Raw genomic sequence first — 22106 nt, forward strand, 5'->3', positions numbered from 1 at the left:
TTATGACCGCACTTCATCAACATTTACAAGCCAAACTCGCAGCCGCCTTTGCCCCTATTTACCTGCACTTGCTGAATGAAAGCGATCAGCACGGCACAGCTAGTGATGATTCGCATTATAAGTTGGTGCTGGTGAGCGCTAGCTTCGCGGGCCAACGTCTGTTACAACGCCATCGGGCGGTCAACAAACTGCTGCAAGAAGAACTTGCAGGGCCAATTCACGCGTTAGCTCTGCATCTTTACAGCCCAGACGAATGGCCGCTGCAGCAGGTTCCAGATTCACCAGCCTGTCGCGGTGGTAGTAAGCTCGACAACTAATCAGATCACTTGATGGGTGCAGCTCGGTTAAACTACCCGGATCAAAGCACCAGCTTGTTGATTATGGCTAACTCAAGCCTAGACCCTAGTTTAAAGGATAATAGTAATGATTATTCAACCTAAAATTCGTGGTTTTATTTGTACTAACGCCCATCCTGTGGGCTGTGCGGCTCATGTACAACAACAAATTGATTTTATCAAACAACAACCTAAATTAACGCAAGTGCCACAGCGGGTGCTAGTGATCGGCTGTTCTACCGGTTATGGTTTGGCCTCGCGTATTGCTGCTGCCTACGGTGCTGGCGCCAAAACCTTAGGCGTGTGTTTTGAAAAAGAGCCGAGCGAAAAACGCACCGCGACTGCAGGTTGGTATAACACGGCAGCATTTCATCAAGCAGCTAAGGCTGATGGCCTTTATGCCCATACCATCAACGGTGATGCTTTCTCCAACGAAATCAAAGCACAAGTTATTGAACAAATTAAGCAAGACTTCGGTCAGGTTGATTTGGTGATCTACAGCTTGGCTTCGCCGAAGCGTAAAGATCCGGTTACAGGTGAAGTTTATAGCTCAACGTTGAAGCCTATTGGTGACAGCTATACCACCAAAACCTACCACACCGATAAAGACCAAGTAACTGAAATTACTTTAGAGCCTGCTACTGATGACGAAATTGCGCAAACCATCAAAGTGATGGGTGGCGAAGATTGGGAACTTTGGTTGGCAGCCCTGCATGATGCTGGCGTATTAGCACCTAATGCAAAAACCACGGCCTACACCTATATTGGTAAAAAGCTGACCTGGCCAATTTACGGTCAAGCCACCATTGGTAAAGCTAAAGAGGACTTGGACCGTGCGGCAGCTGCGATGCGTACGCGCTATACCGATCTTAATCTAGAAGCCTACGTATCTTCATTAAAGGCCCTAGTGACTCAAGCTAGCTCAGCAATTCCTGTCATGCCGCTATATATCTCGTTGATTTATGGGGTGATGAAGCAAGAGGGTACCCACGAGGGTTGTATCGAACAAATTTATCGATTGTTCAACGAAGCCCTTTACAGCGAAGACCGATTGTTGGATGAAGCTGGCCGTTTATTTATGAATGGTTGGGAAACCAATGATGCGACGCAAGCTAAGGTTGAAGCTCTTTGGCATCAAGTGAATCAAGATAATTTCCATCAATTGGCTGACTACGCAGGTTATCACAGCGATTTCTTGAAGTTGTTTGGGTTTGGGATTGATGGGGTTGATTATGATGCCGATGTCGATCCTATGGTTGGGTTTGATTGAAGGGCAACAGCAAAGCTCGGTTAGCTTTTAGATAGGAGCTATTGGTTGGCTTTTTCGGTGACCGAAATACGACTAACGAATAACGACTATCGATTGGTTTTTACATTTGTTTTGTAATCCAAAAGTGCTAAAATGCCGGCCCTAGGTGAAAATGGACAGAATTTGGTCAGTCGCGGCGTGCGGAGAAATTCGTACGACGTGGCTGGAATGAGATTAATCTTCCCTAACGAGTAGTGCAAACGCGTATGATTACGATCAAAAAAGGGCTAAATATCCCAATCTCGGGAATGCCCCAACAAGCTATTGATGATGGCCAAGCCATCACCACCGTTGCCGTACTGGGTGAAGAGTATGTGGGGATGCGCCCAACCATGCAGGTTAAGGTTGAGGACCGCGTCAAAAAAGGCCAGGTACTTTTCGAAGATAAGAAAAACCCAGGAATTAAATTCACTGCACCAGCTGCTGGCGTTGTAAAAGACGTGATGCGTGGCGCCAAACGAGTGTTACAAGCCGTTGTTATTGAAATTGACGGTGACGAGCAAGAAACGTTTGCCAGCTACGACAGCAAAGACTTAGCTAGTTTGCCGCGCGACCAAGTGGTTGAGCAATTGAACAATGCGGGTCAATGGGTAGCCTTACGTACGCGGCCTTTTAGTCGTTCGCCGAAGCTAGACGCAGAGCCTACTGCGATCTTCGTGAATGCGATGGACACCAATCCGTTAGCGGCCGACCCAGCTGTAATCATCAGCCAAGAGCAACAAGCCTTCATCGACGGCTTGAACCTGTTAACCACTCTAACCAAAGGTAAGGTGTTTGTGGTGAAAGCCGCTGATGCAACAGTGGATGTGGGTAATGCTAAGGTTCAATTAGAGAGCTTTGCTGGTCCGCACCCTGCAGGCCTGGTGGGTACTCATATTCATTTCTTACAGCCGGTATCTATGGCCAAGCAGGTTTGGCACATCGGTTATCAAGACGTGATTGCCTACGGTAAACTCTTCACCACCGGCCAGGTTTACACCGACCGTGTGGTAGCGTTAGCCGGTCCTGCTACCAAAAAGCCTCGTTTGTTGCGTACTCGATTGGGCGCAAACTTGCGCGAGCTAACCAAAGGTGAGTTGGCGCAGGGTAAAAACCGTATTATTTCTGGTTCAGTGCTAAACGGTCACAAAGTTGACGATGCTCATCAGTGGTTAGGTCGTTTCCATACCCAAGTGAGTGTGTTGCCTGAAGGTGATCAGAAAGAATTCTTTGGTTGGATCAAGCCTGGTTCAAACCAACACTCAGTTACGCGCGCTTATTTAGGTCATTTGTCACCTAAGAAGCTGTTTGCGATGACAACTACCACCAACGGTTCAGATCGTTCAATGGTGCCAATCGGCAACTATGAGCGCGTGATGCCGCTTGATATTTTACCAACGATTTTGCTACGTGACTTGCTCTCTGGCGATACTGAACAGGCGCAAAAGTTAGGCTGTTTAGAACTCGACGAAGAGGACTTAGCGCTCTGTTCTTATGTTTGCCCCGGCAAATATGAGTACGGTCCGGTGTTGCGTAACATGTTGACCGAAATTGAGAAAGAGGGCTAATCATGGGCTTGAAACATTTTCTTGAGAAAATTGAGCCAAATTTCGAAAAAGGCGGCAAGTACGAGAAGTTCTATGCCTTATACGAAGCTGCAGCAACTATTTTCTATACGCCAGGCAAAGTGACCAAAGGTATTACCCACGTTAAAGATAGCGTTGACCTAAAACGCATCATGATTTTGGTGTGGATGATGACTTTCCCTGCGATGTTCTGGGGCATGTACAACATCGGTAACCAAGCGGCATTAGCCTTAACTGACGGTTATCAGTTAGCTGATATCTGGCAAGTAGGTATTTTTACTGCCTTAGGTGGTGATTTAGCTACCGCAGGCTGGGCCGGTAAACTGTTCTATGGCGCCTGCTTCTTTGTGCCTGTGTACGCGACCACCTTTATTGTGGGTGGCTTCTGGGAAGTTTTATTTGCTTCTGTACGTAAGCACGAAATCAATGAAGGCTTCTTCGTCACGTCAGTTCTGTTTGCCTTGACCTTGCCGGCAACCATGCCGTTATGGCAAGTAGCCTTAGGTATCACCTTTGGTGTGGTGATTGGTAAAGAAGTGTTTGGCGGTACTGGCCGTAACTTCTTAAACCCAGCCTTAACCGGTCGTGCGTTCTTGTACTTTGCCTTCCCAGCGTCTATCTCTGGTGAGCAAGTATGGACTGCTGTTGACGGCTACTCGGGTGCTACTTTGCTAAGCCAAGCAACTCAAGGTACTGATTATATTGCCAACATGGATTTATGGATGGATGCCTTCTTGGGTAATATCCAAGGTTCAATGGGCGAAGTATCTACCCTGATGATTCTGATTGGCGGTTTGGCACTGATTTACTTCCGTATTGCCTCATGGCGCATCGTATCAGGTGTGTTTGTAGGTATGGTCGCGTTGTCATTATTGTTCAACGTGATTGGCAGTGACAGTAACCCGATGTTTGCTATGCCTTGGTACTGGCACCTAGTGGTAGGTGGTTTTGCCTTCGGTATGATGTTCATGGCAACCGATCCGGTGTCAGCCTCATTCACCAACAAAGGTAAGTTTTATTATGGCTTCTTAATTGGTGCCATGACGGTACTTATCCGAGTGGTAAACCCTGCGTATCCAGAAGGTATTATGTTAGCGATTTTATTCTCTAACGTATTTGCCCCGCTGTTTGACCACTTTGTTGTTCAATCAAACATTAAACGGAGACTGGCACGCAATGGCTAATAAAAATGAATCACTAGGCAAAACGCTGTTTGTGGTTATCGCCCTCTGTTTAGTGTGCGCGATAATCGTGGCAGGTTCTGCGGTTGGCTTGAAGCCTTTACAACAGAAAAACGCTGCGTTAGACATGCAACGTAACGTGTTAGATGCTGCGGGTTTATTAACTCCAGAAACTAACGTTATCGAGCTGTTTGAGCAGCGCGTAGAGACGCGTTTATTCAACCTTAATACGCTCGAAGAAGTTGAATCTGTAGACGGCAAAAATGCCACCGACTACGATCCTATCGCGTCTGCTAAAAAAGCAGGTTTGGGCACTAAATTAGATAAAGCTGATGACGAGGCTGGTATCGGTTCTCGTGAAGATGTAGCTAAAGTCTATTTTATCAATGATGCTCAAGGTGAATTAGAGACAGTCGTTGTGTTTGTTCGCGGCTACGGCTTGTGGGGTACCATGTACGGCTTTATGGCAGTGGCACCTGACATGAATACCATCAAAGGTATCAACTACTACGAGCACACTGAAACTCCAGGGTTAGGTGGCGAAATCCAGAATCCAAACTGGGCTGCCAGCTGGCAGGGTAAAGAAATCTACGCCGACGGTGAGGTTGCTCTTAACGTGACGAAAAACGTGACTGACCAAGCTCATGACATAGATGCACTGTCTGGTGCAACCTTAACCAGCAACGGTGTTGAAAACACCATGCAGTTCTGGTTTAGCGACAAGGCTTACGGCCCGCTATTTGACAAAATTCGCAAAGGGGAGCTGAACTAATGGCGAGTGCAAAAGAAGTCAAAGAGGTTCTATTTGGACCGATTTTTGCCAATAACCCAATTGCCTTACAAATCTTAGGTATTTGCTCGGCGTTGGCAGTAACGTCAAAAATGGAAAATACTTTGGTTATGTGTATTGCACTAACCTTAGTAACGGCATTTTCTAACTTGTTTATCTCAATTATCCGTAACCACATTCCTTCGAGTGTACGGATTATTGTGCAAATGACGATCATTGCCAGCTTGGTTATCGTGGTTGACCAAATCCTGCGTGCATACGCCTACAGCATAGCCAAAGAACTGTCGGTATTCGTTGGTTTGATTATTACCAACTGTATCGTTATGGGCCGTGCTGAAGCCTATGCGATGAAGAGCCCACCTATGTTGTCGTTCTTAGACGGTATCGGTAATGGTTTGGGTTACTCGGTGGTATTGCTTACTGTCGGTTTTGTTCGCGAATTGTTCGGTTCAGGTAGCCTGTTTGGTTATCAGATCATGTCACTGGCTTCTGAAGGGGGTTGGTATCAACCAATCGGCTTGTTGGTATTACCACCAAGTGCGTTCTTCATTATCGGTGGTTTTATTTGGGTACTGCGTACCTTCCGCACAGAACAAGTAGAGCCGAAGGAATAAGGAGCAGACCATGGAAGCCTATATCAGTTTATTTATTAAATCGATTTTCGTTGAAAACTTAGCGTTGTCGTTCTTCCTTGGTATGTGTACTTTCTTGGCGGTGTCTAAGAAAGTAACCACAGCTTTTGGTTTGGGCGTTGCAGTTATCGTGGTACTGGGCATTTCAGTACCAGCGAACAACTTGGTTTACCACAACATTTTGGCGCCAGGGGCGTTAGATTGGGCTGGTTTTCCGGATGCAGACTTGAGTTTCTTGCGTTTCTTAACCTTTATCGGCGTTATTGCAGCGTTGGTACAGATTTTGGAAATGGCATTAGACAAATACGTACCTGCTTTATACAACGCGTTAGGTATTTTCCTACCGTTGATTACCGTGAACTGCGCTATTTTTGGTGGCGTGTCATTCATGGTAGAGCGTGACTACAACTTCACTGAAAGTGTGGTTTACGGTATTGGCGGTGGCGTTGGTTGGGCGCTTGCCATTGTGGCGTTGGCTGCAGTGCGCGAGAAGCTGAAATATGCGGACGTGCCAGATGGTTTACGTGGGTTGGGCATCACCTTTATGACGGTGGGTCTGATTGGTTTAGGGTTTATGTCTTTCTCAGGCATTTCACTCTAATTTCATCCGGTTACGAACGATAACGTATTAAGTAGAGGTACGAGTCGATGCAAGGGCAAGATTTAACACTAATAGCGCTCGGCGTAGGCATGTTTACCTTGATTGTATTAATTTTAGTGGCGGTGATCATGGTCGCCAAGTCAAAATTAGTGCCTCAGGGTGATGTCGAGATTTTAATTAATGATGATGAAGACAAGAAAATTACCACGCAGCCAGGTACTAAATTATTAGGTGCCTTAGCTAATGCTGGTATCTTCGTATCGTCAGCTTGTGGTGGTGGTGGTTCATGTGGCCAGTGCCGTGTGATTATCAAAGAGGGTGGCGGTGATATTCTGCCTACCGAACGTGATCACATTAACCGCAAAGAAGCTCGTGAAGGCTGCCGTTTATCGTGTCAGGTAAACGTTAAGCAAGATATGAAAATCGAGCTTCCAGAAGAGGTGTTTGGTATTCGTAAGTGGGATTGTACGGTTAAGTCTAACAACAACGTAGCCACCTTCATCAAAGAGTTTGTGGTGCAGTTGCCAGAAGGCGAAGAAGTACCGTTCCGCGCTGGTGGTTATATTCAGATCGAATGTCCACCGCATCATGTGAAATTTAAAGACTTCGAGATTGAAGACAAATTCCGTGGTGACTGGGAACACTTTGGCTTCTTTAACTTAGAATCTAAAGTTAACGAAGAGACCATTCGTGCTTACTCGATGGCGAACTACCCAGATGAGAAAGGCATTATCATGTTGAACGTGCGTATCGCTACGCCTCCGCCACGTGATATGAGCTTACCGCCAGGCAAAATGTCATCGTACATTTTCAGCTTGAAAGCTGGCGACAAAGTAACGATTTCTGGTCCATTTGGTGAATTCTTTGCTAAGGACACTAAAGCAGAAATGGTGTTTGTTGGTGGTGGTGCTGGTATGGCGCCGATGCGTTCACACATCTTTGACCAGTTACGTCGTCTGAAAACCGACCGTAAAATGACTTTCTGGTACGGTGCACGTTCTAAGAAAGAAATGTTCTACGTGGAAGATTTCGACATGTTGGCGCGTGAAAACGACAACTTTGAATGGCATGTGGCCTTGTCTGACCCACAACCAGAAGATAACTGGGAAGGTTACACCGGCTTTATCCATAACGTGTTGTACGAAAACTATCTGAAGGATCATGATGCGCCTGAAGATTGTGAGTTCTACATGTGTGGACCACCGATGATGAACGCAGCAGTTATTAAAATGCTCAAAGATTTGGGCGTAGAAGATGAAAACATCCTATTGGATGACTTTGGTGGCTAAGCTTGGCTTAGCCCCTTAAATAGCCTGATTTAAAGGTGGAAAAGAGCCTGATGAAAACAAACAGTTCATCAATGCTACGAGTTTGGCTAGCCCTAGTGGGGCTAGCCTTTTTCGTTTCTTGTACTCATGCGCCGCAACAATTGGCGGTGTCTGGTAAGACGATGGGGACGACCTATCACATCTCTTATGTTACGGCGAATCCGCAGCATAGCCCTGAACAAGTGAAGCAACGAGTGGATGCGGTGCTGGAGCAAGTAAACAGCCAGATGTCGACTTACGACCCGCAATCGGAACTATCGTTGTTTAATAGCCGTCAAACGACAGAGCCGGTGGTTATATCGCGGTCGTTAGAAACTGTGATTCGACGCGCGCTAGAAATTGCCAACGAAACCGATGGCGTACTTGATGTTACGGTCGGGCCATTAGTTAATCTATGGGGCTTTGGGCCACTGGCTAAGCCCGAGCGTAAGCCCACAGAGGCCGAGCTGCAAGCGATGTTAGATGAGGTGGGATATCAGCATGTTCATGTTGAAAACCACCAGTTACGTAAAGCTAAGCCCGAGATTTATATTGATTTATCGACCATTGCCAAGGGCTATGGCGTGGATCGCGTCGCAGTATTGTTGGATCAGATGGAAATCACCAATTATCTCGTTGAGATTGGTGGTGAGATGCGCACGCGTGGCACTAAGCCAGGTAATCAACCTTGGCGCATTGCAATAGAAAAGCCGGTCACTTCTGAGCGCAGCGTGCAACGGGTGATTGAGCCGGGCGATGCGGGTATCGCAACTTCTGGTGATTATCGTAATTACTACGAAGAAGATGGTGTGCGTTATTCTCACATTATCGATCCTCGTACCGGCTATCCTATTCAACATAATTTGGTGTCGGTTACCGTGGTAGCGCCCACCAGTATGGATGCCGACGCCTATGCGACTGCATTGACGGTGATGGGGCCAGAACGAGCGTTAGCCTTTGCCGAGCAAAAGGGCTTGGCGGTGTTACTGATTAGCCGCGAGGCAGAAGGCTTTAAAGAAGAAAGCAGTACTGCATTTAAGCAGTATCAGCAGTAACCGAAGGGGGTAGTATGGGAGTGTTTTTAGCAGTATTCGGCATCATGCTAGTAGTGGTATTGGCCATGTCGGTTGGGTTTATTGCCCAGCGTAAAACCATTTCGGGAAGTTGTGGTGGCATTTCTGCCTTAGGTATGGATAAAGCTTGTGACTGCAAAGACCCGTGTGAAGAGCGCAAGGCCAAGATAGCTGCCGAAGAAAAGGCCGCCGCAAAACGTGCAGCCAAAGAAAAACTTTGGCAAGATAACCGTATAGATTCGTAAAGGTGCAAGTTTTAAAATCTAATTAAGGGAGTAGTACCATGGTAACACCGGTTCAGATTAAGCCGAAAACGGCAGAAATTTACCTCGATTGCAACGCAACGACGCCGGTGTTACCGCAAATTGCTCAGGCCGTTCGGCACGTGATGGAGCATGTCTTTGGAAACCCCAGCAGTAGCCATATCACTGGGCTGCAAGCACGCTATATTCTTGATAGTACCCGCCGTTTAGGACGCCAGCTAGTGGGAGCAGGGCTTGGCCGTTTTATTTTTACCAGCGGTGCTACCGAAGGCATTCAAACAGCGGTGTTATCGGCCCTCACCCATGCTAGAAATACCGACCATGGTCAGCGTCGTTGGCTGTTATACGGAGCTACTGAGCACAAAGCGGTGCCGCAAGCGCTCGAGCACTGGAATAATATTTTACGTTTGAATGCCGAGCTCAAAGCTATTCCGGTTAACCGTCAAGGTCTGTTAGATCTAGACTTTATTGCCGAGCATGTAGGCGCAGCCCACATGATTTGTACCATGGCTGCCAACAACGAAACTGGTGTACAACAAGATTTAGCCCAGTTAGAACAAGTGATCCGTAGCAATAACCCAACCATTCCTTGGATGGTGGATTGCGTGCAGGCCTTGGGTAAGTTAAAGCTAGAATTAGCACAAACCAGCATTGATTACGCTCCTTTTAGTGGCCACAAGTTGTACGGCCCCAAAGGCATCGGCTTTTTATACGTGCGCCAAGCAGCGCCATTTACGCCCCTGATTATTGGTGGTGGACAAGAGCAAGGACAGCGGTCTGGAACGGAGAACCTACCGGGCATTGCCGCTTTACATGCGCTGTTTGAGTTATTGCTTAACGATCAACAGCAAGTTTTTAAATCGACCGCAACCCTTTGTGAGTATCGGGACCAATTATTGGCTGCGTTAAAGCAGGCCTTTCCTACCCTAGAGCTGAATCACGATTTGGATTTGAGCTTACCTACCACGCTTAACTTTTCGGTACGTGGCATGGCGTCTCGCGACATCATGGATGTATTTGATGCGGCTAACATTCGAGTCAGTTCAGGTTCGGCCTGCAGCTCAGGTGTCACTCGTAGCTTTGTGTTAGATGCCATGGGGCTTGAAGATTGGCGCTCATGTTCAGCGATTCGATTATCCTTTGGGCCAGCCACCGAAGCTGCCACCATCAAGGCCGCGTGTGAGCGGATTCAAACGGCGGCTCATGCCTTACGCCAGTCATGCTTATTGATTGCAGATACCAGTGAAGATATTGATTCTAATCTGGATGGTGTGGTGCAACTAAGGTTTGGCAATCAGTGCTGCTATTTATTGATTGATAAAGCCGCCAAAGAAATGGTGGTTATCGACCCCTTGCCTGAATTAGCCGAGCGGATCGAACGGTTGGTGGCTTGCCAGCATTATTGTGTGAAGGCGGTGCTCACCACTGAGCCACAGCCGGCTAATAGCCCCGCGGCGATGTTAGCCCAATTACTGAGTTGTGAGGTAGCGCAAGCGGACCTTGATGCCGTGGGTTGGCCGCAGGCATACAACGGTGGCTGTGATGTGCCATTGGGCTGCGCCGCCACGGTAGAGGGCTGCTTAGCTGTAGGACAGCGCCGCCTGTTTCGCGTGGGCACGCGCCAACCGGTGTATTTGTTAAGCTCGCCGCTTACTACGGACGCTCCTGCAGAAGTAGACTTTGCTTTTATCGGTGACATTCAGCAGCCAGAACTGATTCGCTCGATGGTTCATGACAACACCTTGTTGTTAAGCCGGGCCGATGATGATTTTCGTATCACTCAGCGCTGGTGCGAATTAGCTGGTCATTGCGTTAACTGTGAGTTAGTGGATGTTGATCTAGAAGCTCAGCAAGAGTGGCTCAGCAAGCCCGATACCTTGGTGATTGATGTACGTGAGCAGCAAGAATTTGCAGTGAGTGACTTGGGTTTAGCGGCCGAGGTAATCAACGTGCCGTTAACGCGCTTGGCGCAGTTCATTTATGAGCACCGTGAAAGCTATCAGCAGCGGCCGATTGTCTGTGTCTGTCGCTCTGGGCATCGCAGTGCTGTGGCAGCTCGGGTGCTAGCTCGGCTTGGGTTTAGCCAAGTCAGCCATCTAAATGGCGGCACCGCCTTGTTACTGGCCAGCTAAAGTTAAGTTGGCCGGTGCTAAAGCCGGCATTTTGGGGTGAAAATTTTGGCGTGAAAGTTATTTGATAAAAGCTATTGGCCAAAAGTAACTTTTGCGAGGTAGCCGTCTTTTCCTACCAGATAGCAGCTGTTAGTGCTGCAGGCGCTATTCCAAATATTGGCTTCGGCTAGGGTCTGCCAAGCATCTCTGCTGCTATTGAGTAACGCCGCACCGGTGGGGTTGGTGACTAGGATGCTGCCATCATTGCGCACCGTTAGGCTATACAAGGCGCCGCTCAATGGTGGCTCGATTAGGGCGGTAAACTGGTCGTCTTTATACTCTACCAAGCGTGGTTTCGCATCGGCATGGTTCAAGCTGCCGCCGGCCAACAGGATATGCTTTTCGCTAAACGGCCAAACACTGGCAATGCCAGCACTCGGACCTGCCGGTAAAGGCGTATCGATAGCTTTAAAGCGAATGCCAAAATTACGTTTAACCAGCAAGCGGGCAGTGTTGCCGTTGGCAGTACCAATCGCCCAAATGCCATTGTTGTGACGTAAACAGCCACCACTTGCAGCTAGGCCACCTTCATCGGAAAGCGGTTGGGTATCAACCATGTTGCTGGCGGTAAGCCAGTTGCGACCGTCTACACTGCGCACCATGTTCCAACGGTTTTCTACCGTGTCACCATAAACCCAAGCTTCGTTGGTGGCAGATAACGCCATACAATTGAGAAATTGATTACCGCCCGCGCGATAGCGCAATTGCCAATTACGGCCACCGTTGCTGGTGTAATAGATACGCGAATCGCCATTATTGCCAATGCTTAACGCATACGCATGGTTGGCATCGAGGGCCTCAATATCACGAAACTGGAGGTTCTGGGTGGCCGGCTGAAAATACTCCCAGGTTACGCCAGCATCACTACTGCGAGCAATATGCGAGTTCGAACCGCTTAGCCAAATCACATCAGGGTTAGGAGCACTAACACCAATCCAATTCACGTCAGCTTTCGTGGGAATCAGGGTCAGGCTTGCTGCCAAAGTAAGTGCGCTTAACATCATGAATAACTTAACCTATTGTTCTGTAGCATCAATTGTCGCTGACCTTAGCAGCAATTCGTGCTTGGGTATCAGACGTTAGTGGTTACCATAGCACGGAACTGGGTTAGGAGTTCAATCGTAACTTTTGTAGTCGTAACGCATTTAATACGACAGATACTGAACTTAACGCCATAGCGCCACCTGCTAACCAAGGTGCGAGTAGGCCTGAGGCCGCAATCGGTATACCTAACGTGTTATACGCAAAGGCCCAGAATAAGTTTTGTCGAATATTTTTCACGGTTTTTTCGCTAATCTCTAGGGCGTGTAGCAAAGAACGTAAATCGGCGCGCATCAGGGCAATATCTGCGGTTTCTAAAGCAACGTCGGTACCTGTGCCCATGGCAATACCAACGTTAGCCGTCGCCAAGGCCGGCGCATCATTAATACCATCACCAACCATTGCCACGATGTCGCCCTGTTGCTGCAACTCAGCAACGGCAGCTGCTTTGTGTTCAGGTAAAACATTAGCGCGGACCTCGGTCATCCCAACTTGGGCCGCAATGGCAGCGGCAGTACGCTGGTTGTCACCAGTTAACATCACCACTTTTAAGCCGCGCTGTTGTAGTGCTGCAATAGCCTCGGCTGCATGCTCACGCACGGTATCTGCTACGGCGACAATACCTACTAGCTGTTTATCCCAGCTAATTAACATGGCAGTTTTGCCTTGCTCTTCTAATTCTTGTTGGCGCGCACTCCAAGCGTCACTTTCAATATTGTGCTCGCGCATTAAACGCAAGTTACCAATCTGTAAGTGATGGCTGGTTGATGGTTGCTCAGCGTCAGTATCAGTGTGCACAAGTTGCACTTGCGCTGATACACCGCGCCCGGTATGGGCGGTGAAATCTGTTAATTGCACCATCTTGGCGGTGCTAGAATCAACCTCAATACCAGTCGCAATCGCTTGCGCTAGTGGGTGCTCAGATTGTACTTCAAGCGCTTGCACTGCGGCGCGTAACTGCTCTGGCGTGAGTTCTTGGATGCCTTTGAGATCGATTTCTAAATCCGTAAGAGTGGGGGTGCCAGCGGTGATAGTGCCCGTTTTGTCCAGCACCACAGTGGTAACACTATGGGTAATTTCTAACACGTCACTTTGCTTGAACAAGATACCCATTTGCGCGGCGCGGCCAGAGCCCGCCATAATCGATGTTGGCGTGGCTAAACCTAGGGCGCAAGGGCAGGCAATCACTAAGACGGCGACAGTCGCCTCTAAGGCACTGCGATAGTCGCCTGGTGCCAGCCATAACAGCCAGACCAAGAACGTCATTAAAGCAATAACTAAGACCACAGGTACAAAGATCGCCGACACTTTATCCGCAAGCCGTTGAATGGGCGCTTTGGAGTTTTGCGCTTGCTCGACAATAGTGATGATTTGTGCCAGCGCCGAGTCTTTTCCTAGCTTGCTGACCTTAGCTTTAACAAAGCCTTGTTTGTTAATCGAGCCGGCCACCAAGGTATCGCCGGGTTGCTTGTCGGCGGGCACACTTTCACCGGTAAGCATGGCTTCGTCAACGCTGGTGGTGCCTTCAATCACTTCGCTGTCAGCCGGAATCTGTTGGCCGGGTTTAATGTGAATAATATCCCCGACCACCAGTTCGGCAATGGGCGTCAGCTTGGCTGAACCATCGGCTTGCTGGCGTAGGGCATGCTTAGGTTGTAGTTGCAGCAACTGCTTAATGGCCGCCGAAGATTGGCCTTTGGCACGGGCTTCAAACCATTTACCGAGTAAAATAAGCGTGATAAGTACTGCACTGGTTTCAAAATAGAGCCCTTGATGAGCAGCCATAGCGCCTTCGGTGAGCGCTAGGTAGACGCTGTAGAAATAGGCCGCTGAGGTGCCTAACGCGACCAACACATCCATGTTAGCAGCACCGGCGCGCAGGGCGGTGTAGCTACCCTTGTAAAACTGCCAGCCAATAATAAACTGCACGGGCGTAGCCAGCGCCATCTGTACCCACGGGTTCATCAACCAAGCCGGCACATAGATGCCGGCAGTAAAACTAAAGTGGCCCACCATGGTGTACAGCAGCGGCGCCGATAACAGAGCGGCAGCAACAAACTTGTACCATTGCTGACGCTGTGCTCGCTGTCGTGGGTCGGCTGCGGGAGTTGCGCTTTGGTGGTCAATCAGGGCTGCATCATACCCAGCTTGCTGTACCGCAGCTACTAGCCCGTCTGCGTTGTTGTTGGTGCTAGTAACTGCGGCAACTTCATTAGCAAAGTTAACATTCACCGAGGTAACCCCAGGTACCGCTTGCAGCGCACGTTCGATACTACGAGCGCAGCCGGCGCAACTCATACCACTTAGTTGTAACTGGAAAGTCTGGGTTGCCATAGGAATCTCCTGCAAATTGCTTAAAGTTATCTCATGCTAGTGCTGTTGTTACTGAGCATTCACCGACTGGTTGGTGATACCTATACTATCGTCGGCCATGAAGTAAACATAAGTTGGCATTAACTGCTCAGCAGTTTTGAGTTTGCTGGCATCTTCAGCCGGATAGGCTTTTGAGCGCATGGTGGTGCGCGTTGCGCCCGGATTAATCACATTAACGCGAACGTGGGTGCCTTCATACTCATCGGCCATCACTTGGGCTAAACCTTCGGTAGCAAATTTGCTCACTGCATAAGGACCCCAAAACGCGCGGCCTTGGCGACCAACACCAGACGAAGTAAAGACAATGCTCGGCTGTGCAGCGCGTTTTAACGCTGGCATCAAGGCTTGAGTAAGCATGAATTGGGCGGTGACATTGATTTGCATGATCTCGTTCCAAGAATCATGATCGATGTGCTCAAACGGCGACAATACACCCAAGACGCCAGCGTTGTGGAGCAAACCATCTAATTTGCCAAATTGCTCAACGATAGTAGCATTTAAGCCCTGATAGTGAGTTTTTGTGGCGCCTTTTAAATCCAACGGCACAATGGCGGGCTCTGGACCACCCGCGGCAACAATCTCATCATACACAGCTTCAAGTTTTTTGACCGTGCGGCCCAATAAAATAACGGTAGCACCACAGCTTGCAAAGGTTTTTGCCGCAGTACGGCCAATGCCGTCGCCAGCCCCGGTCACAAGAATGGTTTTACCTGCTAAAGTATCTTTGTTGAACGAGTAATTATGCATTGCAGTCATTTTATGCTTACACTTATGTTGATGTAGAAAGCTGCAAGTGTACTGTTTTTTGCTATGATTCTCAGCAGCTGGATAGAATATTATTAAAAATACTTTTAAGTTTGGCCGTAGCAGTGTATAAAATTTTGTTAATTGATATGTCTTGTCGTACCAGTTTAAAAAGGCGATGATAGGCAAGACGAATAAAAAGCATCTGCAGGTGCTCAATACATAACAACACGAACAAGGATTGGGGAAGCCTCATGAAAAAACTCTTGCTTGTAACAGCGATCGGTAGCGCACTCAGCTTAGTTGGCTGCGGTGGTGGCGATGACGCACCAGAGTCGGTCGTTACAGAATACCAAGTAGCAGCAACACGCGCTGTATTTGACCCATCTAATGGGCAGGTACCGGTGCCGTCGAATATTTTATTAAGTGGTACTGTTGATGGTACGTTAAATATCCCAGTCGCAGATCCTACCGATGGTGGTAACCCGCAAGTAGCTATCAACGGTTTGGACGGTTGGGGGACTCACTCCACGTTAACCTTTAGCTTCTCGTTACCGAAAGATGCCAATGGCAATGACGTGACCGTGGATAGCAGCTCACTAGAAGCGCCAGGTGCGGTGCGGATGTTTGAAGCCGTGATGGGCGGGACTGCGGTGAACGAAACTTGTGCTGCAGCTAACCCTGCTGCTACCTGTGCCGTTGCTGCTGAATTAACCTATGGCGTGGATTATATCGTACGTGCCACCGGCCCGGCTGGTGTTGCCGTGATTCCACTAAAACCATGGAAACCAAAAACCGGTTATTTAGCTATTTTAACCGATAACATCACCGACTCCTTGGGCCGCTCAGTGAAGCCGTCACAAACTTACGGTTTGATGAAACGCAACGTTGAAACCGATCCTGTCTCAGGGGATGCTTCTGCGCTGAGCTTGCAAGGTTTGATTAACAGCCATGAAAACGCATTGGCGGCCGCTGGTGTGGATAAAGACAGCATCATTTATGCGTCAAGTTTTACCACCCAGTCTACTGATGATGCCTTCCATATGGTGAAAACCATGATGGCGGCACAGTTTGCACAGTCTGCCCAAGTAGGCTTGCCGAGCCCGAACATTTTAGGCGCACCTTTGGGTGTGAGCGTTGCTGATTTCCTCGTTAGCAATGGTATGTTGGAGCCCGATCCAACGAGCCTAGCTTACTTAGCCGCAACTGCTGCCAACATGTATCAAGCCCAAGTGAGCTTGCCTTATTTTTCACCGTTACCCACGGCTGAAAATCCACAAGCGCCACTGCAAGGTCGCTGGCAGGCAAAATGTGATAGCGGTGTCTCTGTCTTAGGCGCTATTCAAGCCGGTGCAATCGACCCAATGAACACCCCTAGTATCAATCCAGCATGGTTAGCTGGTGGTGCTAGTACCTTCATCCCTGCTTGGGTACAACAGTGTTTGTTAGCAACAGACCCAGCAGTTATTGCCAGCATGGACTTCCCTGGTGTCGATACCGAGCGTCATGTGACCAAATACAACCCAGTACCCGCGGTACAAGGCAACCAAACTATCGGTGCCATAGTGACTGTGCCTAACCCTGAAGCAGCAGCTCCAGTTCGTGCAGCCTTAGGTTTAGGTGAGTTGACCATGCCAGAAGGCGGTTGGCCAGTAGTGATTTTCCAACACGGTATTACCGCAGATAAAGGCAGTGCCTTAGGGATTGCTGGTACCTTAGCCGTAGCAGGTTTTGCTACCGTAGCTATCGACCATCCGCTGCATGGTGATCGTGGCTTCGGTCCGATCAACGCAACCAGCGGCAAAGGCCCAGCAACTGCGTACATGAACTTGGGTAGCTTGCTAACTACGCGTGATAACTTACGTCAATCGATCTCTGATATGTTAGGTTTACGCTTAAGCTTAAATGCTAACAACCTAGGCATTGATGGTACAAACGCTTACTTTGTTGGCCACTCGCTAGGTGCTATCACTGGTACACCATTTACGGCATTAGCTAATTCACCGCTAAGCGGCGACCTTGCCCCTTATTCTTCATGGTTTGAAGTACAAGGCAGCAGCTTGATGGCACCGGGTGCGAGTATCGCGAACTTCTTGTTAGGTTCACCGAGCTTTGGCCCAGTGATTAAGAGCCAGTTGTTGTATTCACAAAGCCCTGATTTTGCGGCGGCAGTGAATGCAGCGGCAGAAGGTGCTGGTATTGCGCCAACAGATCCACAGTTCCAAGGCTTGTTAATTCAAGTGTATAACGGTTTCTGGGGACAGTTGAGTGCAGCTGAGCAAGCTGAAATTAACGGTGTGTTTGAGCAATTTGCCTTTGCCGCACAAACCGTGGTTGATTCTGCTGACCCAATTAACTACGCAGCGGCAGTACGTGCTACTGAAAGCCCAATTCACTTGATTGAAGTGGTAGGTAACGGTAGTGATGTATTACCAGACCAAGTTGTGCCTAACACAGTTGCTGGTAAGCCATTAGCTGGTACTGAAGCACTGATCAGTGCGCTCCAGTTAGCTACCATTACTGAAACCACGGTAGGTGCCGATGGTTCATCAGTATCTGGTGCGGTGCGCTTTACCGCCGGTGACCACGGCTCTATCGTTAGCCCAGCAGCTTCGGCTGAGGCAACCCTAGAGATGCAAACCCAAGCAGCTTTCTGGTTTGCTAACGGTACTAGCGTATTGCCAATTTCAGATCCGTCTGTGATTAAGCAATAAGCGTCATCTGTTTATGCCGAAGGCCGCTGCAACTCAGCGGCCTTTTTGTTATCTGAAGGAGTATGACAATCATGTGGGATTTTTTACTAGATGTGGCTAGTTTTGTCGCCAAAGCGGCGGTGATTGCCTTTGTCGCATTGCTGATCATTGGCGCCATTGCCCAAGCCGTACAAAAGCAAAAGCCACGTAAAGGGCAACTGTTGGTAGATAAGCTGTCGGAGGACTTACGCGATGGCGTGCAGCAATTGCAGTTAGATCTGTTGGATAAGAAGCAACGTAAAAAGGTTAAGAAAGATTTAAAGAAGCAGCACAAGCAACAGGCTGGTGAGCAGCGTAAACGCTTATTCGTGATTGACTTTAATGGCTCTATGGATGCACGAGAAGTGGATTCTTTAAAGCGTGAAGTAAACGCTATCGTGTCGGTTGCGCAACCGGGCGAACAAGTATTGGTTCGCCTAGAAAGTGGCGGTGGCGTGGTGCACGGTTACGGGTTAGGGGCGGCCCAGTTACAGCGCCTGCGTGAGGCGGAACTTGAGGTGATTGTCAGTGTCGACAAAGTAGCGGCCAGCGGTGGTTATATGATGGCGGCCGTTGCGCATAAGATCCAAGCAGCCCCCTTTGCTATCATTGGCTCGATTGGGGTGTTGGCGCAAATGCCGAACTTTCATCGTTGGCTAAAAAAGCATGACGTGGATTTTGAACAGGTCACTGCTGGCGAGTACAAACGTACCCTGACTATTTTTGGTGAGAATACCGATGCTGGGCGCGACAAATTTAAAGATGAATTAGAGAATATTCATCGTCAATTTAAAGCCCATATTAGTCAGTATCGGCCACAAATTGATATTGAAAAAGTAGCTACCGGCGAGTATTGGACTGCCCAAGAAGCGATAAATTATGGCTTAGTTGACGAGTTAACTACCAGCGATGGTTGGTTACTAGCGCATCGTGATAGTCACGATATGTTCTTGGTGCGCTATGTTACTAAGAAAAACCTAGGCGAGCGCATGGGGCGCAACGTCAATGCCTTGTTGTTGCAACTTAAAAACTTGGTGGGGCGGCAAGCCTAAGTAACAAGGTGAGTTAAAAGCAAAAGAGGTGACCATGAAAGACCGCGATGAATTTGAGTTGTTTCGCCGTGAAATGACAGGTGTCACCCCGTTAGCGGGTGCTGATGTAGCGGACGTGAAAACTGCGTTTACGCCTACGTTGGCGCAATTAGAGCGGCGTAAAGCAGCCGAAGCGCAGTTGGAAGAGGATATTAATTTTCTCTCAACAGAATATGTTGAGCTGGTGGAGCCCCTTGATCTCATTAGCTTTCAGCGCAACGGTGTGCAGCACGGCGTGTATAAAAGATTGCGCTTAGGGCAGTACCCGATTGAGGCGAGTTTAAATTTACACGAGCATACTCTAAAGCAGGCGCGCCAAGCATTGTTTGAGTTTGTGCAAGACTGTCATCGCAGTGGCGTGCGCTCTGGGCTGATTATTCATGGACAAGGCAAGCACAGTAAGCCGCATCCGGCATTAATCAAAAGCTATGTGAATAAATGGCTACGTGAACTTGAGCCAGTGATGGCGTTTCATAGTGCGCAACGTCATCATGGCGGTACCGGCGCAGTTTATATTATGCTGCGTAAGAATGCTGAGCAAAAGCAACTTAACCGAGAGCGACATCAGCGCCGCTAGTGTCTCAGAAGTGCTGCAGAAGTGCTGCAAAAGAGCCACTAACGTGCCGCACAAGCGTGTATTAGGGCGTCTTACAAGCACACTAGGGCGTTAAGATGCAAAAGGAGTAGGGATGGTAGGAGTAACAATAGTACGCACAACAGTGGCACGCTGGCTTACAGTGGCGTTAGTAAGCACTGGATTAGGTGTTGGGCTAACGAGTGGTGGCGCCTTAGCTGCTGAGCAAACTTGGTCAGAACGACTGGCACAAGAGTTGCAACAGCGCGCTGATACTCACTTAGATGCAGATTTTAGCTATGCCGAGTTAGATCTCAACACTCTGTTGGGTGAAATCAGCGCCCGTGAGATCAGTCTATCCAGCCGCGTTAACGAGTTGGATGCGGGGCTTAACCAAGTTCTGCGTGCCGGTCGTTTGTTGGTGCGTGGCGATTGGCTAACGCAACAACGCAATCATCTACAGGTAGACGAAGTGATTGTTGCTGATGCCCAGCTAACCATCGCCTACTATGGTAAAGGCCAGTCTAATCTGCATGCGCTCTTGACCGCCGCCAAGCAGCAACAGCGCTTACAAAAAGCATCAACAGCACTGGTATGGAGCGTGCAGCAGGCCCAGCTTGAAAATGTGGTGGTGAACCTATTTGATCAAGGCCAGCCCCTATTAAGCGTGCGGATTGCAAGTTTGCGTTTGCCTGAGCTAAGTGCCGATGATACCGCGGATACTTACATGGCAAAATTACTATGGCCGATTGTGGAACAGGTGATGGAGCAGAGTTTACGTGGTGAATCTGATGCAGTGGTTGATGTCGCTAAACTGACGGGTTTTATTTGGCGTGAAATTAGATGAACGCAGCGGTTTGAAGAACCAGCGCAGCAAGTCTGACTAGAAGCTTGTGCGCTGGCAAGTTTGAGTGATGCAGCTGAACCAGCTCAGCTGCAACCGGCGTTTGCTATCAGGACAGATTACGCTCGTCGATGTCGGCCTTGGCATCGTTAAACACATCTTCATCCAAGGCTCCTTCGCTTTTGGCCACTATCACCGATACCATGGCATCACCAGTGACGTTGACCGCGGTACGAGTCATATCGAGGAGCCGGTCGACACCAATAATCAAGCCAATCCCTTCTACCGGTAAGCCTACTTGGCCCAACACCATGGCCAGCATGATCATCCCTACGCCGGGCACGCCGGCGGTTCCTACCGAGGCTAAGGTTGCGGTGAGTACTACCATCAGGTAATCAGCCATGGTGAGGTCAACTAAATAAACCTGCGCGATAAAGACAGTGGCTACCCCTTGCATGATGGCGGTGCCATCCATGTTAATGGTCGCACCAAGAGGTACCGTGAACGAGCCGACACTGTTGTGTACGCCCAAGCGTTTGGTCACGGTTTCTAGAGTTACTGGCATGGTCGCGTTAGAGCTGGCCGTACTGAAACCAAAAATCTGTACCTCACGCATTTTCTTCAAGAAAGTTAGCGGGCTCATGCCAGCTAATCCTTTCAGAATAATCGGATAGGTGATCAGCATGTGGATAAAGAGTACTGCTAGCACCAATAAGAAATATTTAGCTAAGCTGAAGATGGTCTCAAACGAGGTTTCTGCGAACAGTTTGGCCATCAGCGCAAACACCCCGTACGGAGCTATGTTCATCAGAATAATGACCAACTTCATGATGATTTCGTTAAAGTCTTCGAATAAGGTTTTAACTCGTTCACCCGGCTTGCCTACCAACGCCATGGCAATACCAAACAGCAGGGCAAAGACAATGATTTGCAACATGTTGCCGTTAGCGAACGCATTAAAGGGGTTGGTTGGGAAGAGGTCAATAATGACTTGAGCCAGCGACGGAGCCGCTTTCGGCTCGTAGGTCGCATTGGTGTCTAGCTCAATGCCGGTGCCCGGCTGCACTAACACAGCCAACGAAATGGCTAAGGTGATGGCTATGGCTGTGGTGATTAAATAAAGACCGACAGCTTTGCCGCCTAAACGTCCCAATTTGCTAGGATCACTGAGTGAGCAAGTGCCTACCACTAACGAGACAAACACCAAAGGCACGACCAGCATCTGTAGCGAGCTGATAAAGATTTGCCCCACCACAAAGAACAATCCTTTTGATAAATAACCTTCGACCAGGGTGCTGTCTGGGAATAGTGCCTTTAGCAAAATGCCGACAATAATACCGGCAAACATGCCAATCACGATGCGGCTGGTAAGACTCAGCTTCTTGTTGTTCTCACTCATAGGAGGAATCCTGCATGTCAATCGAGATAAAAGTTGCGCTATTGTGCGCAATTAAGTGCCGTTAGCCTAGCAGAATTTATC

Annotated in this window: 19 protein-coding genes; 15 read left to right on the forward strand and 4 right to left on the reverse strand. The window is 48.7% G+C overall.

What is annotated here, in order from left to right:
- Nucleotides 1-2 precede the first annotated feature (2 nt).
- From AB8S08_RS03335 to AB8S08_RS03385, 11 genes are all read left to right on the forward strand, one after another.
- Entirely contained in the window at nucleotides 3-317 is a 315-nt protein-coding gene (locus AB8S08_RS03335) for a BolA family protein (RefSeq protein WP_369743601.1), read from the forward strand.
- A 106-nt stretch (nucleotides 318-423) separates the two neighbouring features.
- Entirely contained in the window at nucleotides 424-1605 is a 1182-nt protein-coding gene (fabV, locus tag AB8S08_RS03340; RefSeq protein WP_369743602.1) for an enoyl-ACP reductase FabV, read from the forward strand.
- A gap of 245 nt (nucleotides 1606-1850) precedes the next feature.
- The gene (locus tag AB8S08_RS03345; protein ID WP_369743604.1) at nucleotides 1851-3191 is read left to right on the forward strand and encodes a Na(+)-translocating NADH-quinone reductase subunit A; all 1341 of its coding nucleotides are present in this window, start codon (nucleotides 1851-1853) and stop codon (nucleotides 3189-3191) included.
- Nucleotides 3192-3193: 2 nt separating this feature from the next.
- On the forward strand, nucleotides 3194-4393 hold the full coding sequence (locus tag AB8S08_RS03350; protein WP_153825853.1) for an NADH:ubiquinone reductase (Na(+)-transporting) subunit B: 1200 nt from the start codon (nucleotides 3194-3196) through the stop codon (nucleotides 4391-4393).
- The gene (locus AB8S08_RS03355) at nucleotides 4386-5162 is read left to right on the forward strand and encodes a Na(+)-translocating NADH-quinone reductase subunit C (RefSeq protein WP_369743606.1); all 777 of its coding nucleotides are present in this window, start codon (nucleotides 4386-4388) and stop codon (nucleotides 5160-5162) included. Before AB8S08_RS03350 ends, AB8S08_RS03355 begins: the two co-directional genes overlap by 8 nt.
- Nucleotides 5162-5794 carry an NADH:ubiquinone reductase (Na(+)-transporting) subunit D gene (locus AB8S08_RS03360; RefSeq protein WP_110074884.1) on the forward strand — a complete coding sequence of 211 codons (633 nt, stop codon included), beginning with the start codon at nucleotides 5162-5164 and terminating at the stop codon, nucleotides 5792-5794. The genes AB8S08_RS03355 and AB8S08_RS03360 overlap by 1 nt, the downstream gene beginning before the upstream one ends.
- Before the next feature lie 10 nt (nucleotides 5795-5804).
- A complete protein-coding gene (nqrE, locus tag AB8S08_RS03365; protein ID WP_092837562.1) occupies nucleotides 5805-6413 on the forward strand; it encodes an NADH:ubiquinone reductase (Na(+)-transporting) subunit E in 609 nt (202 codons plus the stop codon).
- A 47-nt stretch (nucleotides 6414-6460) separates the two neighbouring features.
- On the forward strand, nucleotides 6461-7702 hold the full coding sequence (gene nqrF, locus AB8S08_RS03370; protein ID WP_110074883.1) for an NADH:ubiquinone reductase (Na(+)-transporting) subunit F: 1242 nt from the start codon (nucleotides 6461-6463) through the stop codon (nucleotides 7700-7702).
- A 50-nt stretch (nucleotides 7703-7752) separates the two neighbouring features.
- Nucleotides 7753-8775, forward strand: coding sequence for an FAD:protein FMN transferase (locus tag AB8S08_RS03375; RefSeq protein WP_369743608.1), 1023 nt, complete (start codon nucleotides 7753-7755; stop codon nucleotides 8773-8775).
- 14 nt (nucleotides 8776-8789) lie between these two features.
- The gene (gene nqrM, locus AB8S08_RS03380; protein WP_369743609.1) at nucleotides 8790-9038 is read left to right on the forward strand and encodes a (Na+)-NQR maturation NqrM; all 249 of its coding nucleotides are present in this window, start codon (nucleotides 8790-8792) and stop codon (nucleotides 9036-9038) included.
- A 38-nt stretch (nucleotides 9039-9076) separates the two neighbouring features.
- Nucleotides 9077-11188 carry an aminotransferase class V-fold PLP-dependent enzyme gene (locus AB8S08_RS03385; RefSeq protein ID WP_369743613.1) on the forward strand — a complete coding sequence of 704 codons (2112 nt, stop codon included), beginning with the start codon at nucleotides 9077-9079 and terminating at the stop codon, nucleotides 11186-11188.
- A 71-nt stretch (nucleotides 11189-11259) separates the two neighbouring features.
- Here the strand turns inward: AB8S08_RS03385 and AB8S08_RS03390 are convergent, their stop codons facing one another.
- The 3 genes from AB8S08_RS03390 to AB8S08_RS03400 form a co-directional block, all read right to left on the reverse strand.
- On the reverse strand, nucleotides 11260-12231 hold the full coding sequence (locus AB8S08_RS03390; protein WP_369743615.1) for a WD40/YVTN/BNR-like repeat-containing protein: 972 nt from the start codon (nucleotides 12229-12231) through the stop codon (nucleotides 11260-11262).
- Nucleotides 12232-12334: 103 nt separating this feature from the next.
- Nucleotides 12335-14602 carry a heavy metal translocating P-type ATPase gene (locus tag AB8S08_RS03395; protein ID WP_369743617.1) on the reverse strand — a complete coding sequence of 756 codons (2268 nt, stop codon included), beginning with the start codon at nucleotides 14600-14602 and terminating at the stop codon, nucleotides 12335-12337.
- A gap of 48 nt (nucleotides 14603-14650) precedes the next feature.
- On the reverse strand, nucleotides 14651-15388 hold the full coding sequence (locus AB8S08_RS03400; protein WP_153825995.1) for a YciK family oxidoreductase: 738 nt from the start codon (nucleotides 15386-15388) through the stop codon (nucleotides 14651-14653).
- Between the two features lie 251 nt (nucleotides 15389-15639).
- On the opposite strand from AB8S08_RS03400, the gene AB8S08_RS03405 reads away from it, so the two are divergent.
- The 4 genes from AB8S08_RS03405 (at nucleotide 15640) to AB8S08_RS03420 (ending at nucleotide 20629) form a co-directional block, all read left to right on the forward strand.
- Nucleotides 15640-18099, forward strand: coding sequence for a VolA/Pla-1 family phospholipase (locus AB8S08_RS03405; RefSeq protein WP_369743619.1), 2460 nt, complete (start codon nucleotides 15640-15642; stop codon nucleotides 18097-18099).
- Nucleotides 18100-18170: 71 nt separating this feature from the next.
- Nucleotides 18171-19169 (forward strand): protease SohB, encoded by a 999-nt coding sequence (gene sohB / locus AB8S08_RS03410; RefSeq protein WP_369743621.1) that lies wholly within the window; start codon nucleotides 18171-18173, stop codon nucleotides 19167-19169.
- 34 nt (nucleotides 19170-19203) lie between these two features.
- Nucleotides 19204-19785 (forward strand): DNA endonuclease SmrA, encoded by a 582-nt coding sequence (smrA, locus tag AB8S08_RS03415; protein WP_181394874.1) that lies wholly within the window; start codon nucleotides 19204-19206, stop codon nucleotides 19783-19785.
- Between the two features lie 112 nt (nucleotides 19786-19897).
- Nucleotides 19898-20629, forward strand: coding sequence for a hypothetical protein (locus tag AB8S08_RS03420; RefSeq protein ID WP_369743623.1), 732 nt, complete (start codon nucleotides 19898-19900; stop codon nucleotides 20627-20629).
- A gap of 106 nt (nucleotides 20630-20735) precedes the next feature.
- Here the strand turns inward: AB8S08_RS03420 and AB8S08_RS03425 are convergent, their stop codons facing one another.
- Entirely contained in the window at nucleotides 20736-22025 is a 1290-nt protein-coding gene (locus tag AB8S08_RS03425; protein WP_369743625.1) for a dicarboxylate/amino acid:cation symporter, read from the reverse strand.
- Nucleotides 22026-22106: the final 81 nt, after the last annotated feature.

The sequence above is a fragment of the Pseudidiomarina sp. PP-1MA genome (assembly GCF_041200125.1).
In the GTDB taxonomy this organism is placed as follows: domain Bacteria; phylum Pseudomonadota; class Gammaproteobacteria; order Enterobacterales; family Alteromonadaceae; genus Pseudidiomarina; species Pseudidiomarina fusca.